Origin of the sequence: Bradyrhizobium sp. SZCCHNS3016 (assembly GCF_032484535.1) — a bacterium.
Taxonomy (GTDB): domain Bacteria; phylum Pseudomonadota; class Alphaproteobacteria; order Rhizobiales; family Xanthobacteraceae; genus Bradyrhizobium.
Genome location: NZ_JAUETE010000004.1, coordinates 283,219 through 297,015, shown reverse-complemented (window position 1 = coordinate 297,015; position 13,797 = coordinate 283,219). Strand labels below are relative to the sequence as shown.

Sequence of the window (13,797 nt, the reverse complement as noted above, 5' to 3'; positions counted from 1 at the left end):
CTTTCTGCCACCAAGCGCAGGTTACGACAAGTCCCGGCGCATCAGAAGCGCATTCAACTGTTCCCCGCCGGGCTGAAGGTAATAGCGTTCCCGACGGCCCACGGTCGCAAATCCGGCGCGTTCATAGAGTCGGCGGGCCGGCTGGTTGTTTTCCTCCACTTCGAGAAAGACCGTCCGGACCCCGCGCCCCGCGAGGTGCCCGAGATGCTGCAGCAGCAGATCACGAGAAAATCCGCGGCCGCGCTGATTTGGGTCAAGTGCAACCGACAATATTTCCGCTTCGTCCGCGCCGATTCGCGAGACGATGAGGCCGACGAGTTTCCGCCCGAGCCGCAGCCGATGGATCAGGGTGTTGCGCTCGGCCAGCATGGCCTCGAACTCGCCTTCGCCCCAGCCGCGGTGAAACGAGGCGGCGTGGATCTGGGCGAGCCTCGCGGCGTCGCGCGGCGCGGCCGCTTCGATCAACGGTTTGGGGCTGCCGAGCCAGCGGAAGAACATGTTCATGACGAGACGGCCGTCTGCGCCGGCGCGCGCGCCGCGCCGGCAGGCGGCTTGACGTCGGGCGCGCGCAGATAGAACGGCCGCGCCGGCGCGTGCGCCGGGTCCGCGGCCGCGCCGAGCCAGGCGACCCAGCCGATGTCGGGTCCGTCCTGCGAGTCGACCGCAACTGGCGCGGCGGCTTCCGGAGGCCACCGTTCGGCCAGCAGCGCTGCGGCGTTGCCGACGAGGTGCGGGGCGCCGAGCCGCGCGACCGCCAAGACGTCGTCGACCGCAGCGACCTGAGGCGCGACCAGCTCTTCGCCGCTGCCGCTCACGACTTGGTAGTAGACATGGTCGTGCCGGGCATCGATCGCCGAGATCACCGGGTTGGTGCGGTCTTCGCTGACGATGGGTGCGGCGTAGGCCGAGAGCGTGGTGACGCCGACGACCGGCTTGTGCGCCGCCAATGCAATGCCGCGCGCGGCGGAGAGGCCGACGCGCAGCCCGGTGAAACTACCAGGACCCGTCGTTACCGCGATGCGGTCGAGCTCGTGGAAGCCGACGCCCGACTGGCGCATCACGCGTGCGATCAGCGGCATCAGCGCCTCGGCGTGGCCGCGCTTCATCGGCAGCGTTTCCTCGGCGCGCATCGCGGCCGAATCAGTGTCCAGAACGGCAGCCGCGCAATGGTCGAGGGCAGTATCGATGGCGAGGATCAACATCCGGTCAGATTCGCATTGAAGGGAGCGCCGAATACCTTTTTGGGGCTTTGATAAAGTCGGCCGCCGCTTTCTTACATCCTGATCGGGAAAAACGCATCAAGACGCACGACCGAGAACGCAAACTACTGAATTGGCGCTCATTTAGGCAAATCTTTCCGGGCTATTGGAATGATCGTCCCGTTCGACGTTCAGGCCGCCGCGCCATCCGGTCGCAAAGGCCATGCCCGACGGTCCAGGTCGAGGCGATCAATCGCTCGCAAGCCCGTGCTCAGGATCGGCACCGACGGCATGGCGCGCAGGGCGCGGTAACCAGCGAGGTATCGTGGAGCATTCGGCGGGCGGCGGCCGTGGCCGCCACCGTCGGCGGCGCAGCGTGAGCAGAGGCAAATGCTGATTAGCGCGCGGATCTATTCGCCAACCCCATTCGCCATTGCCTTCCTACATCGGCCGGACTTCGACCACCTCGGGCACGAAGTGCTTCAGCAGGTTCTGGATGCCGTGCTGCAGGGTCGCGGTCGATGACGGGCAGCCCGAGCAGGCACCCTTCATGTTGAGATAGACGATGCCGTCCTTGAAGCCGCGGAAGGTGATGTCGCCGCCGTCATTGGCCACCGCCGGACGCACGCGGCTCTCGATCAGGTCCTTGATCATGCCGACCGTCTCGGTGTCGGCCTCGTCGTAGAACTCGTCGTCCTCGTCGGCGGATTCGTCATTGGCGGCGCTGCCATCGGCGAGCAGCGGCGCTCCCGACATGTAGTGCTCCATGATCGCGCCGAGGATCGCCGGCTTGAGGTGCTGCCACTCACCGTCGCTCTTGGTGACGGTGATGAAATCGGCGCCGTAGAACACGCCGCTGACGCCGTCAACGGCGAACAGGCGCTCGGCCAGCGGGGAGCGCGCGGCGGCGTCGCGGCTGCCGAACTCCATCGTGCCCGCGGGCAGCACGACGCGGCCCGGGATGAACTTCAAGGTGGCGGGATTGGGGGTGGCTTCGGTCTGGATGAACATGGTTTTCTCCGGCAGCGCCGGTTCAAGGCCGGCCTGTGGTGTCCTCATAGCAGATGGCGCGAACGCGCGCACGATCAAGGGGGCATGGCCGGCGTTTCCGATCTAAGCCTATGAAAGAGCGTCGAGATCGGCGTCACCGAGATCGCCCGGCACGATCACCAGCGGGATCGGGAAGGCGCCGCTGGTCTTGGTGACATGGGTGACCAGCGGGCCGGGGCCCTCGGGGCCGGAATGGGCGGCGAGCACCAGCAGCGCGATGTCGCTGTCGTGCTCGATCGTCTCCAGGATCTGCGCCGTCGGCTCACCCTCGCGGATCACCCGTTCCGGCGCGGTCACGCCGATCGCCGACAGCAGCGCCGCGGCCTGGTCGAGCTCGGCATGCGCCTGCTCCTGCGCCTCGGCCCGCATCAGATCGGCGACCCCCAGCCATTGCTGGTTCTGGTCCTCCGTCTCGATGACGTGCAGCATGACGATGCGGCCGCCGGAACGGACCGCCCAGCGGCCGGCATAGCGGACCGCGCGGTCCCACTCCTCGCTGTCGTCGACCACGACCAGGCATTTCGGCGCATGGCCGGTCTGGTAGCTCTGCCGCTGCGCCGCCATCGCGTTCCCGCCTGCTGCTGCAAGTCGATCCGGCTGCGATGCTGCCACAGCCCGCCTCCGTTGGGGAGAGGGGCCACACGTCGATGTGGCAAGGCAAGAGGCGGCGCACGAGCCGCAGCAGTGCTGCTCAGGGCTTGCGGATGAAGCCGACGATGTCCTTGGCCGTCTTCATGGTCTCCGCGGCGATGGCCTGGGCGCGGTCGGCGCCGTCGACCAGGACGGACTCGACGTAGCCGGGATCGGCGGTCAGGCGCTTCATCTCGGCGGCGATTGGCCCCAGCTTGGTGACGCACAGCTCGACCAGCGCGTTCTTGAAGCTGGAGAACTGGCCGCCGCCGAAATCCCTGAGCACGTCGGCCTTGCTGCGGTCCGATAGCGCGGCGTAGATGCCGACGAGGTTGTCGGCCTCGGGACGTGCGTCCAGCCCCTTTTCCTCGGTCGGCAGCGGCTCCGGATCGGTCTTGGCCTTGCGGACCTTCTGCGCGATCGTATCGGCATCGTCGGTCAGGTTGATGCGCGAATAGTCCGAGGCATCGGACTTCGACATCTTCTTGGTCCCATCGCGCAGCGACATCACGCGCGTCGCGGGACCGGTGATGAAGGGTTCCGGAAGCGGGAAGAACAGGCCGTCGCCGAAGCCGTGGCTGCGGATCGAGTCGCCGTAGTCATTGTTGAACTTCTGCGCGATGTCGCGCGAGAGCTCGAGATGCTGCTTCTGGTCCTCGCCGACCGGAACATGGGTGGCGCGGTAGAGCAGGATGTCGGCGGCCATCAGCACCGGATAGTCGTAAAGGCCGACCGATGCGTTCTCGCGATCCTTGCCGGCCTTCTCCTTGAACTGCGTCATGCGGTTCAGCCAGCCGATGCGCGCGACGCAGTTGAAGATCCAGGCGAGCTCGGCATGCCCGGAGACCTGGCTCTGGTTGAACACGATGTGCTTCTTCGGATCGATGCCGGCGGCGATGAAGGCGGCCGTGACCTCGCGGGTGTTGCGCGCGAGCTCGGCCGGGCCGCCCCAGACATCGATCGGCATGGTGATCGCGTGCATGTCGACGACGCAATAGATGCAGTTGTGCGTCTCCTGCATCTTCACGAAGTTGACGATCGCGCCGAGGTAGTTGCCGAGATGCAGGTTGCCGGTCGGCTGGACGCCCGAGAAAACCCGTTCCACGAAAGCCATGGTCACTGTTCCGGATGATGATTTTGGGGGGTCGTTTGGCACGTGCGCCTCAAAGGTGCAAGTCGCCGGCGGGCTTTTGCCGGATCGCCCGGACGGTTTCGCGCCAGCCTACGGCGCCCAGGGACAATAGAAGCACTCCGTAGAGGATGATGGCGCCGCTGATCAGGGCGGCGAGCAGCACGGCCGCGCCGAGATGGCTGCTGCTCCACGTGCCGGCGAAGCGTCCGGCGACGGTCCAGAGGACGGTGCCCATGATCGCGGCGGCCAGGGCGATGCGCGGCAGCCGGCGCCGCGAGGCGGGAGGAAGCGCGAAGCCGAAGCTCGTGGCGCCACGCCGGATCAGGACCGCCGCATTGGCCCAGGCACCGAGCGCGAGCCCTGCCGCGATGCCACTTGCCGCAAACAATTGTGCGAGCAGGAACGCGAGCGCGATCGCGACACCGCATCCGATCAGCGTCGCGCGCAGCGGCGTCTGCGTGTCCTCGCGCGCGAAGAAGGCAGGCTGCAGCGCCTTGGTCAGTACTTGCGCCGGCAATGCCGCCGCGAGCCATGTCAGCACCTGCGCCGTCGCGGCGGCATCGTCCGAGCTGAACGCGCCATGTTCGAACAGCAAACGAATGATCGGCTCGTTCAGGATCATCAGTCCGAGCGTCGCAGGCAGCGCGAGCCCGATCGTGAGCTCGAGGCCGCGCGATTGCACCCCCGCCAGCGCCTGCTTGTTGCCTTCGTGCAGCGCGCGCGTCAGCTCCGGCACCAGCACCGTGCCCATGGCAACGCCGACGAGCCCGAGTGGTAGCTCGATGAGGCGGTTGGCGAAATACAGCCACGAGACCGCGGAAGGCGAGGCGGAGGCGATGATCGCGCCGCCGACCGCGATCAGTTGCGGGCCGGCGCTGGCGACCATGCCGGGCAGCGCTTTGGCGAAGAAGCCGCGCATTTCCGCATGGAAGGTGACGCGCACCGGCGAGGCGAGGGGGCCATCGCGGCCTCGCCGCGCGAGGACGGCGAGCTGCAGCAGCCCGGCGACGCCGATCGTGGCGGCGAGCAGCAGCGCGGCGTTCGCGGGACCCGGATGTTGCATCAGCAGCACGATGGTCACGACGATCAGCGCGGCGTTGAAGAGCAGCGGCGCAAACGCGGCCAGCGCGAAGCGGCCTCGTGCACTGGAGAGTGCGAGCAGCACGGTCGCGGGACCGGCGAAGGCGAGATAGGGCAGCATCAGCCTGGCATCATTGACGGCCAGGGTGAGCGTCTCTTCACCGGCGAAGCCTGGTGCGAGCACCGTCATCGCGAACGGCATCAGCAGCGCCAGCACGAGCGTTGCCGCGAGCAGGCCGGCGCTGACCGTGCCGAGCACGCGCCCGGCAAAGGCTGCCGCCTGCATTGTGCCACCGTGCTGGTATATTCGCAGCCATGCCGGCACCAAAGCTGCATTGAGCGCGCCCTCCGTCAGCAATCGCCTGATGACGTTGACGAGCTGAAACGCCGCGAGAAATGCGTCCGCGACCGGACCGGCGCCGAGCAGCGCGGCCATCAGCGCATCCCGGATGAAGCCGAGCAGGCGCGAGGCCAGTGTTCCTGACAACACAGTCACGAATGAGCGGATCATCAGGCTTCTATAGCAGCGCTGCTTGTGATAGGCCGCAGCGTTTGCAAAACGCCGTAAACGGGGCCAGTGGATGACTGACGCGAAATACGATGTTCTCGGGATCGGCAACGCGATCTTCGACGTGCTGGTGCATGCCGATGAAGCCTTTCTCGCCCGGCACGGCATGACCAAGGGCAGCATGGCGCTGATCGACGAGGCCCGCGCGGCCGCGATCTATGCCGATATGGGCCCGGCCACCGAGATGTCCGGCGGTTCGGGGGCCAACACCATCGCTGGCCTCGCCAGCCTGGGCGCGCGTGCCGCTTACGTGGGCAAGGTCAAGGACGACCAGATCGGCCGGATGTACAGGCATGATATCCGCGCCGCCGGCGTGACCTTCGATACCGCGCCCGCTGCCGACGGCCCGGCGACCGGCTGCTGCTACATCCTGGTGACCCCCGACGGCGAGCGCACCATGAACACCTATCTGGGCGCCGCGCAAAATCTCACCGCCGCGGACATAGATCCCGCGCAGATTGCTGCGGCGCGCTTCATCTATCTCGAAGGTTATCTGTGGGACCCGAAGGACGCCAAGGATGCGTTCGTGAAGGCGGCGGCGATCGCGCATGACGCCGGACGCGAGGTCGCGCTGACCTTGTCGGATTCGTTCTGCGTCGATCGCTACCGCGAGGAGTTTCTCGACCTGATGCGCGGCGGCACCGTCGATCTCGTCTTCGCCAACGAGGCCGAGCTGCATTCGCTGTACCAGACCTCGGATTTCGACGGCGCCCTGAAGCAACTGCGTGAGGACGCCACGCTCGGCATTGTCACCCGCAGCGAAAAGGGCTGCGTCGTGGTGTCGAACGACGGCGTGATCTCGGTGCCGGCGCATCCGATCGAGAGCCTGGTCGATACCACCGGCGCGGGCGATCTGTTCGCCGCCGGCTTCCTGTTCGGGCTGGTGCGCAAGACCGGCTACGAGATGGCCGGCCGCCTCGGCGGCCTCGCCGCGGCCGAGGTGATCCAGCATATCGGCGCAAGGCCGCAGGTGTCGCTGAAGGAATTGGCGGCCCAGAACGGACTGAAGGTGTAGGTCGAAGCTGTGGTCACGCGTTCTTTTTCACCGGAGACACAACTCTCTCCACTGTCATGGCCGGGCTTGACCCGGCCATCCACGTCTTATTGAGCTGCGGGACCGAAGAAGTGGATGCCCGGGCCAAGCCCGGGCATGACGCCAACTAGCTAATTACGAGCTCACTCCGGTCAGTTGGCAGTCTGCTCACGCCGCCTTCTGTCCGCCCGCGGCATCGAGTCCGGCATAGACCCCGCGCTCGAAGCCTGCAAACGTCTCCAGGCACAGCCGGTCTGCGAACGGCAGGAGCTGCATCAGGATCACGCCGGTGACGTCGCGCGCCGGATCGATCCAGTAGTAGGTGTTGGCGAGGCCGGCCCAGGCGAGGCTGCCGGCACTGCGGCCTTCCGGCGTCTGCGCCGTCGTGATCATGAAGCTCAAGCCCCATTTCTTGACGATGTCGGGATAGAGATCGACGTCGTTGGTCACACCGGGCACCGCCGCGGCCATCTTCGTCATCTCCAGCTCGCCGATATGGTTGTCGCGCATCGCCGCGACCGTCTCAGGCTTGAGCACCTGGTTGCCGTTGCCGCGGCCGTTGTTGAGGATCATCCGGGTGAAGCGGATGTAGTCGCCGGCGGTGCCGTAGAGCCCGCCGCCGCCCATGTGGAATTCCGGCTCCTGCTCGAGCTCGAACGGGATCGGCGCCAGCTTGCCGTCCTCGCCGCGGGCATGCATGCCGACCAGGCGGGCGCGCTGCGATGGACCGAGCTTGAAGCCGGTATCGTCCATGCCGAGCGGCGCGAACAGATGGTCGCGCAGATAGGCGTCGAGGCTCGAGCCGCTGACCGCCTCGATCGCCTTGCCGACGAAATCGATGTTGATGCCGTATTCCCAGCGCGTGCCGGGATCGGAGGCGAGCGGCAATTTGAGTGCGTCGTTCTTGCAGGTGATGATGCCGGGCGTGCCGGCCTTCTGCACATAGGTGGCCATGTCGCCGTTCCACATGTCGTAGCAGAAGCCGGCGGTGTGGGTCATCAGATGGCGCAGCGTGATCGCGGTCTTCGCCGGCCGCAGGATCGGCTCGCCATTGGCGTCGAAACCGTCGAGCACCTTGGGCGCGGCGAGGTCGGGCAGCACCGCGCCGATCGGGGCATCCAGCGACAACCGGCCCTGCTCGACCAGCTGCATCCCGGCCGCGCAGGTGATGGCCTTGGTCATCGAGGCGATCCAGAACACGCTGTCGGCGGTCATCGGATCGTCGCGGCCGAGGTCGCGCTTGCCGAAGGCGCCTTCATAGATGATGCCGTTGCTGTCAGCGGCGACGGCGACGACGCCGGGAATCTCTCCCGCCTCCGCCTTCTGCCGCAGCACGCCGTCGATGTCGGTCTTGTTCTGCATGGTCTCCTCCGTTCCGTTCTTGATGACGGTAGGCGATTGTTCCTCGGGCCGGCCCGGCCAGCAAGGACCGTCGGTCGAACGGCCGGTCGCGATCTCGTGATGATGCGGCGCGGACGAAGCAGGCGGGGACAACGGCGCCGCGGCAAGGCCAGAGCGCTTCAATTTTTCGCCAGAATCATGATTAGTTCCACCCAGCCGCGAGGCCGACACATGGGGGCCATGTTCCCACCATGGGCTTGCGACTGTTGTGAGTTGCAACCATTTTTGCATTAAAGGGTTGAAGGACCGGCTTTTTCGAGCCGATGACGTGTTTTTGGCGGCAATGTCCGCCGTTGGGGGCGATATGATTTCGACGTGGAGCGAGTGGAAGCGGTATCCCCGCCCGGGGCGCGGTGACAATATCGAGGCACCGATCACGCCCGGCATCTACGAGGTGCGCATCGCTGCGACCGGTGCGCTGTATTCGTTCGGCGCGGTCGACAATGTGGCGCAGGCGCTGGCGCTCTTGCCCGTCGGCCACAAATCGTGGTTCGGGCGCCGCGATCCCGCCTCGTTGCCCGATCTCGAATACCGCACCTGCGCGACCTCGACCAAGGCCGACGCCAAGGCGGCGGCGGAGCGCATGATCGGCCGCCGCGAGACTTATTTGAGCGGCGCGGCCTGATCCTGGTCGACTCCTCATCATTCAGCATTTGGTGCCGTACAGGCACGGATCGCCGGATCGAATGTACCGTTGAGGAGGCGGACGAGCCGTGCGCCTCGGCTGGCGCGTGGCTATATTCGGGGGAAAGATTGCTCGCTTTCGAGGAGGAACCCGATGACACCGCCCGCCGCTGCCCGCGCCTCCACTGCCGCTTCGAGCCTGCGTGACCGCCTGAAGGATCCGTCGCTGCTGCGCGAGCAGTGCTACATCGATGGTGCCTGGGTCGGCTTGCCGGTGTTCCCCGTCGTCAACCCAGCCACCGGCGCCGAGCTCGCCAAGGTGGCGCAGCTCGGTGCTGAAGAGACGACGCGGGCCGTCGAAGCTGCCGCGCGCGCGTTCCCGGCTTGGGCCAGGCTGACCGCCAAGCAGCGCTCCAATACCTTGCGCAAATGGTTCGAGCTGATCACGGCCAACCGCGAGGACCTCGCGCTGATCCTCACCTCCGAGCAGGGCAAGCCGCTGACGGAGGCGCTCGGTGAGGTCGATATCGGCGCCGCCTATATCGAGTTCTTCGCCGAGGAGGCGCGCCGCGTCTATGGCGAGACCATCCCGACCCAGAAGCCGGATGCGCGCCTGCTGGCGCTGAAGCAGCCGATCGGCGTCTGCGGCGCCATCACGCCGTGGAATTTCCCGAACTCGATGATCACCCGCAAGGTGTCGCCCGCGCTCGCCGCCGGCTGCACCGTGGTGCTGAAGCCAGCCAACGAGACGCCGCTATCGGCGCTGGCGCTCGCCGTGCTGGCCGAACGCGCCGGGATTCCCGCGGGCGCGCTCAACATCATCACCGGCGATGCGCCCGACATCGGCAAGGTGCTGTGCGAACATCCGTCGGTGCGCTTCATAGGCTTCACCGGCTCGACGGAGGTCGGCAAGATCCTCTATCGCCAGTCGGCCGGAACGGTGAAGAAGCTCGGTCTCGAGCTCGGCGGCAACGCGCCGTTCGTGGTGTTCGACGATGCCGACGTCGATGCGGCGGTCGAAGGCGCCATCGTCTCGAAATATCGCAACATGGGCCAGACCTGCGTCTGCGCCAACCGCCTCTATGCGCAGGACGGCATCTACGACCAGTTCGTCGAGAGGCTCGCCGCCAAGGTCGCGGCGATGAAGATCGGCGACGGCACCGAGGCCGGCGTGACGCAGGGCCCGCTGATCAACGAGGAAGCGGTCGAGAAGGTCGAGCGCCACATCGCCGATGCGGTCAAGGGCGGTGCCAGGATCGTCACTGGCGGCAAACGCCATGCGCTCGGCCGCACCTTCTTCGAGCCGACCGTGCTCTCGGACGTGAAGGCCGATGCCCTGGTCGCGCAGGAGGAGACGTTCGGCCCGCTCGCGCCGGTGATCCGGTTCAAGGACGAGGCCGACGTCATCGCGATGTGCAACGCCTCGCCATTTGGTTTGGCGTCGTACTTCTACGCCCGCGATCTCGGCCGGGTCTGGCGGGTCGCGGAGGCGCTGGAGTCCGGCATGGTCGGCGTCAACACCGGCCTGATCACGACAGAGGTGGCGCCGTTCGGCGGCGTCAAGGAGAGCGGCCTCGGACGCGAGGGCTCGCACCACGGCATCGAGGAATATCTCGAGATCAAATATGTGATGATGGCGGGGGTGTAAGGTCAGGCCGTCTTGGGCAGCTTGTCCACCGGCACCATGTAGGACTTGTTGCCGACCTGGTAGATGACCTTGCCGGTCTTGCCGTCGTCGGTCGAGATCTGCGTCTGGCCGAACATGATGACGTTCTTGTAGACGATGCCGGTGCCCTGGCGCGTCACGCCGTTGGCGGTGACGCTGACCTGCGCCTCCTTGCCGTTGACGGACAGCACGCGAAAGTTCGCGCTCATGCCGTTCTCGCCGGAATAGCCGGCCCAGCTCCCGGTCAGGTTGCTCTGTTCGGCGGGAGGCGCCTGCTTTTCCAGCATCGCCGTGGCCTTGCCGCCGCCGGCCGAGAACAGCAGCACCGCGTTCTTGCCGTTCTTGGTGCCGAGCGTGACGGACCCGAAGTCGATGGTCGAGCCGTTGACCTGGCCGATGCCGCGCTCGGTCCGTCCATTGTGGGTGTATTCCACCGTCGCCGCGGCGCCGCGAATGTTGACGACCTTGAAGCTCACCGCCTGGCCACTGGCCGTCCAGCTGCCTTTCCATTCGCCGAGCAGGTTGCTCTGGTGATAGACCCGCTCCATCGCGGGAGAGATCTGGCTGGTGCTTTGGACGATCGCCATGTGCTCTTCCGAAAAGTCTGAACGCTCTCTTCTCTATGTTTCTGATCGTTGCCGTCTGTTGCAAGAAGACGTAGGTCCATGAGGTTAACGGGTGATTAAGGGCGCCTTGCCGGGCCGATGCGCCGCGCGCGACCTATCGCCTCAGTGCGGGATCTCCTTCAGGCTCAGCCGTCGCGCCGTCATGTCACGTCCGTATCCGGATGAACGCAAGCGCGCGCCGCCACGCGCCGTGCCCATCCAGGACAGCCGCTTGCCGAGAGCCGTCTGATCATCGACGATACCGAATGTTGCCACTGACCTCGAGATTGCGAGCTCAACCATGACCGCGGCACCCGCGCGCACCGGCGTCGGCCGGCTTTCTGAAGCCGATGCGCATCGGCTGGAGGAGGATGGCTATCTGCTGCTGCGCGGTGCGATCCCGGCGGACTGGATCGCGCCACTGCGCGATGCGTTCGAGTCCGGCACGCTGCCCTCGGAGCAATGGCCGGTGCCGCGCGGCCGCGACTGGCGGCACGCCATGGTCGATCTCGATGCGACGGTGCAACAGGTCTGCCGCCTGCCGGTGATGCTTGCCGCCGTGCATCATGTCCTGAAGGCGCCGTTCTTCCTCGGCCAGGTCGAAGGGCGCGAGCCGTGTGCCGATGGCGGCGCGCAGCCGCTGCATCGCGACAGCGTCGAGCGCCGGCGCACCGATTCCGTCTCCGCGCTGGCCTTTCTCGATTCCTTCGGCCCCGACAATGGCGCCACGCAAGTGGCGCCAGGCTCGCATCGCCCCGACACGGACGATGCGCAGGCCGCGTCCTCGGCGTTCGTCACGGCGGGCGAGGCCGGCGACGTCCTGCTGTTCGACGTCAACATGCTGCACGGTGCGACGCGCAACCGCAGCGGCGCGCGCCGCCGCTCGCTGCTGATCACCTACGCCACATGGGTGCAGCAGGACGAGTGGCGCCGGACCCGCGCCTTGCGTGCGGTGCGCATGGATCAGGACGAGATCTTCGGCGCCGAGTAGCGGCACCATCCCGCTGCTTCCAGCCAAATCACGCAGAGAGGACGCTCATGAGGCTGTACGATTCCGCGACCGCGCCAAGCCCGCGCCGCGTGCGCATCTTCCTCGCGGAGAAGGGCCTCACGATTCCCACCGTCCAGCTCGACCTGCGCGCCGGGGAGCAGTTTCGGCCGGAATTTCGCGCGCTGAACCCGCAATGCACGGTTCCGGTCTTGGAGCTCGACAGCGGCGCTGCGATCACCGACATCATCGCGATCTGCCGCTACGTCGAGGAGCTGCATCCCGAGCCGGCTCTGATGGGACGCAATGCGGAGGAGCGCGCCGTGATCGAATGCTGGGTCCGGCGGATCGAGTGGGACGGCATCTATGCCATTCAGGAAGCGTTCCGAAACAGTGCGCCGGGGCTGGAGAGCCGCGCACTGCCCGGCCCGCTGCCGCTCGAGCAGATCCCGGCGCTCGCCGAGCGGGGGCGTCTGCGCGTCGCGCACTACTTCGCCTGGCTCGACGCGCGGCTGGCCGATACCGCCTTCGTCTGCGGGCCCGACTTCACCATTGCCGACATCAGCGCCATGGTGACGGTGGATTTCGCGGCCCGCGCCAAGCTCGACCCGCCGGATCATCTCCGCCATCTCAAGCGATGGTACGGCGAGGTGTCGAGCCGTCCGAGCGCAAAGGCTTAGGCCGGCCGTGCGGCGCGCGAGACCGCAGCGGCAGGTTCGCGCGCCGGGCCTTGAGGTCCCACCGCGCGATGTCGAGCGCCGACAGCGCCAGCACGGTCGGTCCGCCGCGTCCGCCATAGTGCAGGCCCCACCACACCCGCTGCCAGATCGCCTCGGTGTCGTCGGCCTCGTGACGCGTGATCAGTTCGGGAATCTCCCGTCCGAGGATATCGGCGACGGCGCCGCATGGCGGCCGGCCGTATCGGTGTAGCCCACGCCCTCCGCGCCGTCGGCATCGCGCACGCGGCAGGTGATCAGCTCGAAGGTGGTCATCTCGCCGTGCGTGCTGTCGGACAGCGTCACGCTGAGCGGAATGCGGCGGAGCCGATGCCTGCGTTAGCGCGGGGCGGAGCGGTCGTTTACGCTTCTCGCGGCCGCCGCTATGATTGGACATGTCTTCGGTTCACTCTGTCCTGCTCGACCTCGACGGCACCCTCATCGACTCCCAGCCCGGCATCGCCGCGAGCACCCTGGCGGCGTTGCGCGCGCTCGGGCATGCGCCGGACGAGACGCTCGATATCCGCAGTGTCATTGGGCCGCCGCTGCAGGACATGTTGCGGACGCTGCTGCTGGCCTATGACGACGATCGGGTCGACGAAGCGGTGGCCGCCTATCGCCGGCATTACGGCGAGAGCGGACTGTTCGGCAGCGAACTCTTTCCCGGCATTCGCGACGCGCTGCACGAGATGCATGGTGCGGGTTTGCGGCTCTATCTCGCGACATCCAAACGGGAGGTGTTCGCGCGCCGCATCCTCGAGCATCTCGATCTTGCGTCGCTATTCGACGCCATCCACGGCTCGGTGCCGTCAGGCCTGCTGGACCACAAGCCGGAGCTGCTCGCGCATATTCTCACTGAGCGGAATATCGCGCCGTCCCACGGGATCATGGTCGGCGACCGCCGCCATGACATTGCTGGCGCCCACGCTGTCAGGATGCGCAGCCTGGGTGTGCTCTGGGGCTATGGCAGCCGCGACGAGCTCGAGACGGCCGGCGCCGACCGCCTCGTGGAATGTCCGGCCGATCTCGCGCGCGTGGTTCTGGCGATACTGAAGGGATAGTTCTGCGGCCAAGCCTCCCGTCATTCCGGGGCAAGGCCGCAGGC

The 13,797-nt window shown here is 66.8% G+C and carries 14 protein-coding genes and 1 pseudogene; 6 read left to right on the top strand and 9 right to left on the bottom strand.

All coding sequences use genetic code 11. The features are described from left to right. Nucleotides 1-21 precede the first annotated feature (21 nt). The 6 genes from rimI to murJ form a co-directional block, all read right to left on the bottom strand. Nucleotides 22-504, bottom strand: coding sequence for a ribosomal protein S18-alanine N-acetyltransferase (rimI, locus tag QW881_RS11255; RefSeq protein WP_315758119.1), 483 nt, complete (start codon nucleotides 502-504; stop codon nucleotides 22-24). Beyond that, nucleotides 501-1,202, bottom strand: coding sequence for a tRNA (adenosine(37)-N6)-threonylcarbamoyltransferase complex dimerization subunit type 1 TsaB (tsaB, locus tag QW881_RS11250; protein ID WP_315758118.1), 702 nt, complete (start codon nucleotides 1,200-1,202; stop codon nucleotides 501-503). The genes rimI and tsaB overlap by 4 nt, the downstream gene beginning before the upstream one ends. A 438-nt stretch (nucleotides 1,203-1,640) precedes the next feature. After that, on the bottom strand, nucleotides 1,641-2,210 hold the full coding sequence (locus tag QW881_RS11245; protein WP_315716940.1) for a NifU family protein: 570 nt from the start codon (nucleotides 2,208-2,210) through the stop codon (nucleotides 1,641-1,643). 108 nt (nucleotides 2,211-2,318) lie between these two features. Beyond that, entirely contained in the window at nucleotides 2,319-2,813 is a 495-nt protein-coding gene (locus tag QW881_RS11240) for a universal stress protein (protein ID WP_315716941.1), read from the bottom strand. Between the two features lie 127 nt (nucleotides 2,814-2,940). Continuing rightward, the gene (trpS, locus tag QW881_RS11235) at nucleotides 2,941-3,993 is read right to left on the bottom strand and encodes a tryptophan--tRNA ligase (RefSeq protein ID WP_015663202.1); all 1,053 of its coding nucleotides are present in this window, start codon (nucleotides 3,991-3,993) and stop codon (nucleotides 2,941-2,943) included. Between the two features lie 49 nt (nucleotides 3,994-4,042). Continuing rightward, nucleotides 4,043-5,602: a murein biosynthesis integral membrane protein MurJ gene (gene murJ, locus QW881_RS11230; protein ID WP_315758117.1), complete on the bottom strand. Its 1,560-nt coding sequence runs from the start codon at nucleotides 5,600-5,602 to the stop codon at nucleotides 4,043-4,045. A 70-nt stretch (nucleotides 5,603-5,672) separates the two neighbouring features. Here murJ and QW881_RS11225 point away from each other — a divergent pair, with 70 nt between their 5' ends. Then, entirely contained in the window at nucleotides 5,673-6,674 is a 1,002-nt protein-coding gene (locus QW881_RS11225; RefSeq protein WP_315735562.1) for an adenosine kinase, read from the top strand. Between the two features lie 186 nt (nucleotides 6,675-6,860). Here the strand turns inward: QW881_RS11225 and QW881_RS11220 are convergent, their stop codons facing one another. Beyond that, nucleotides 6,861-8,054 carry a serine hydrolase domain-containing protein gene (locus QW881_RS11220; RefSeq protein ID WP_315758116.1) on the bottom strand — a complete coding sequence of 398 codons (1,194 nt, stop codon included), beginning with the start codon at nucleotides 8,052-8,054 and terminating at the stop codon, nucleotides 6,861-6,863. Between the two features lie 343 nt (nucleotides 8,055-8,397). Here QW881_RS11220 and QW881_RS11215 point away from each other — a divergent pair, with 343 nt between their 5' ends. Both QW881_RS11215 and QW881_RS11210 read left to right on the top strand, forming a co-directional pair. Beyond that, nucleotides 8,398-8,718 carry a hypothetical protein gene (locus QW881_RS11215; RefSeq protein ID WP_315758115.1) on the top strand — a complete coding sequence of 107 codons (321 nt, stop codon included), beginning with the start codon at nucleotides 8,398-8,400 and terminating at the stop codon, nucleotides 8,716-8,718. 153 nt (nucleotides 8,719-8,871) lie between these two features. Continuing rightward, entirely contained in the window at nucleotides 8,872-10,365 is a 1,494-nt protein-coding gene (locus tag QW881_RS11210; RefSeq protein WP_315758114.1) for an NAD-dependent succinate-semialdehyde dehydrogenase, read from the top strand. A gap of 2 nt (nucleotides 10,366-10,367) precedes the next feature. Here the strand turns inward: QW881_RS11210 and QW881_RS11205 are convergent, their stop codons facing one another. Then, a complete protein-coding gene (locus QW881_RS11205; RefSeq protein ID WP_315758113.1) occupies nucleotides 10,368-10,970 on the bottom strand; it encodes a hypothetical protein in 603 nt (200 codons plus the stop codon). Between the two features lie 319 nt (nucleotides 10,971-11,289). On the opposite strand from QW881_RS11205, the gene QW881_RS11200 reads away from it, so the two are divergent. Together QW881_RS11200 and QW881_RS11195 are read left to right on the top strand one after the other, a co-directional pair. Further along, nucleotides 11,290-11,979, top strand: a complete 690-nt coding sequence (locus QW881_RS11200) for a phytanoyl-CoA dioxygenase family protein (RefSeq protein ID WP_315758112.1) — start codon at nucleotides 11,290-11,292, stop codon at nucleotides 11,977-11,979. A 47-nt stretch (nucleotides 11,980-12,026) separates the two neighbouring features. Continuing rightward, complete coding sequence (locus QW881_RS11195; protein ID WP_315758111.1) at nucleotides 12,027-12,656, top strand: glutathione S-transferase; 630 nt, start codon at nucleotides 12,027-12,029, stop codon at nucleotides 12,654-12,656. A gap of 25 nt (nucleotides 12,657-12,681) precedes the next feature. Here the strand turns inward: QW881_RS11195 and QW881_RS11190 are convergent. Beyond that, a pseudogene (locus tag QW881_RS11190) lies at nucleotides 12,682-13,010 on the bottom strand (uroporphyrinogen decarboxylase); the annotation flags it as partial. Nucleotides 13,011-13,087: 77 nt separating this feature from the next. Here QW881_RS11190 and QW881_RS11185 point away from each other — a divergent pair. Continuing rightward, a complete protein-coding gene (locus QW881_RS11185; RefSeq protein ID WP_315758110.1) occupies nucleotides 13,088-13,753 on the top strand; it encodes an HAD hydrolase-like protein in 666 nt (221 codons plus the stop codon). Nucleotides 13,754-13,797: the final 44 nt, after the last annotated feature.

Bases quoted from the DNA above. Each gene is read 5' to 3' on its own strand.
- QW881_RS11205 (WP_315758113.1), bottom strand. From the start codon at position 10,970: ATGGCGATCGTCCAAAGCACCAGCCAGATCTCTCCCGCGATGGAGCGG.
- rimI (WP_315758119.1), bottom strand. From the start codon at position 504: ATGAACATGTTCTTCCGCTGGCTCGGCAGCCCCAAACCGTTGATCGAA.
- trpS (WP_015663202.1), bottom strand. From the start codon at position 3,993: ATGGCTTTCGTGGAACGGGTTTTCTCGGGCGTCCAGCCGACCGGCAAC.
- QW881_RS11215 (WP_315758115.1), top strand. From the start codon at position 8,398: ATGATTTCGACGTGGAGCGAGTGGAAGCGGTATCCCCGCCCGGGGCGC.
- QW881_RS11220 (WP_315758116.1), bottom strand. From the start codon at position 8,054: ATGCAGAACAAGACCGACATCGACGGCGTGCTGCGGCAGAAGGCGGAG.
- QW881_RS11185 (WP_315758110.1), top strand. From the start codon at position 13,088: ATGTCTTCGGTTCACTCTGTCCTGCTCGACCTCGACGGCACCCTCATC.
- QW881_RS11200 (WP_315758112.1), top strand. From the start codon at position 11,290: ATGACCGCGGCACCCGCGCGCACCGGCGTCGGCCGGCTTTCTGAAGCC.
- QW881_RS11210 (WP_315758114.1), top strand. From the start codon at position 8,872: ATGACACCGCCCGCCGCTGCCCGCGCCTCCACTGCCGCTTCGAGCCTG.
- QW881_RS11225 (WP_315735562.1), top strand. From the start codon at position 5,673: ATGACTGACGCGAAATACGATGTTCTCGGGATCGGCAACGCGATCTTC.
- QW881_RS11240 (WP_315716941.1), bottom strand. From the start codon at position 2,813: ATGGCGGCGCAGCGGCAGAGCTACCAGACCGGCCATGCGCCGAAATGC.
- tsaB (WP_315758118.1), bottom strand. From the start codon at position 1,202: ATGTTGATCCTCGCCATCGATACTGCCCTCGACCATTGCGCGGCTGCC.
- murJ (WP_315758117.1), bottom strand. From the start codon at position 5,602: ATGATCCGCTCATTCGTGACTGTGTTGTCAGGAACACTGGCCTCGCGC.
- QW881_RS11195 (WP_315758111.1), top strand. From the start codon at position 12,027: ATGAGGCTGTACGATTCCGCGACCGCGCCAAGCCCGCGCCGCGTGCGC.
- QW881_RS11245 (WP_315716940.1), bottom strand. From the start codon at position 2,210: ATGTTCATCCAGACCGAAGCCACCCCCAATCCCGCCACCTTGAAGTTC.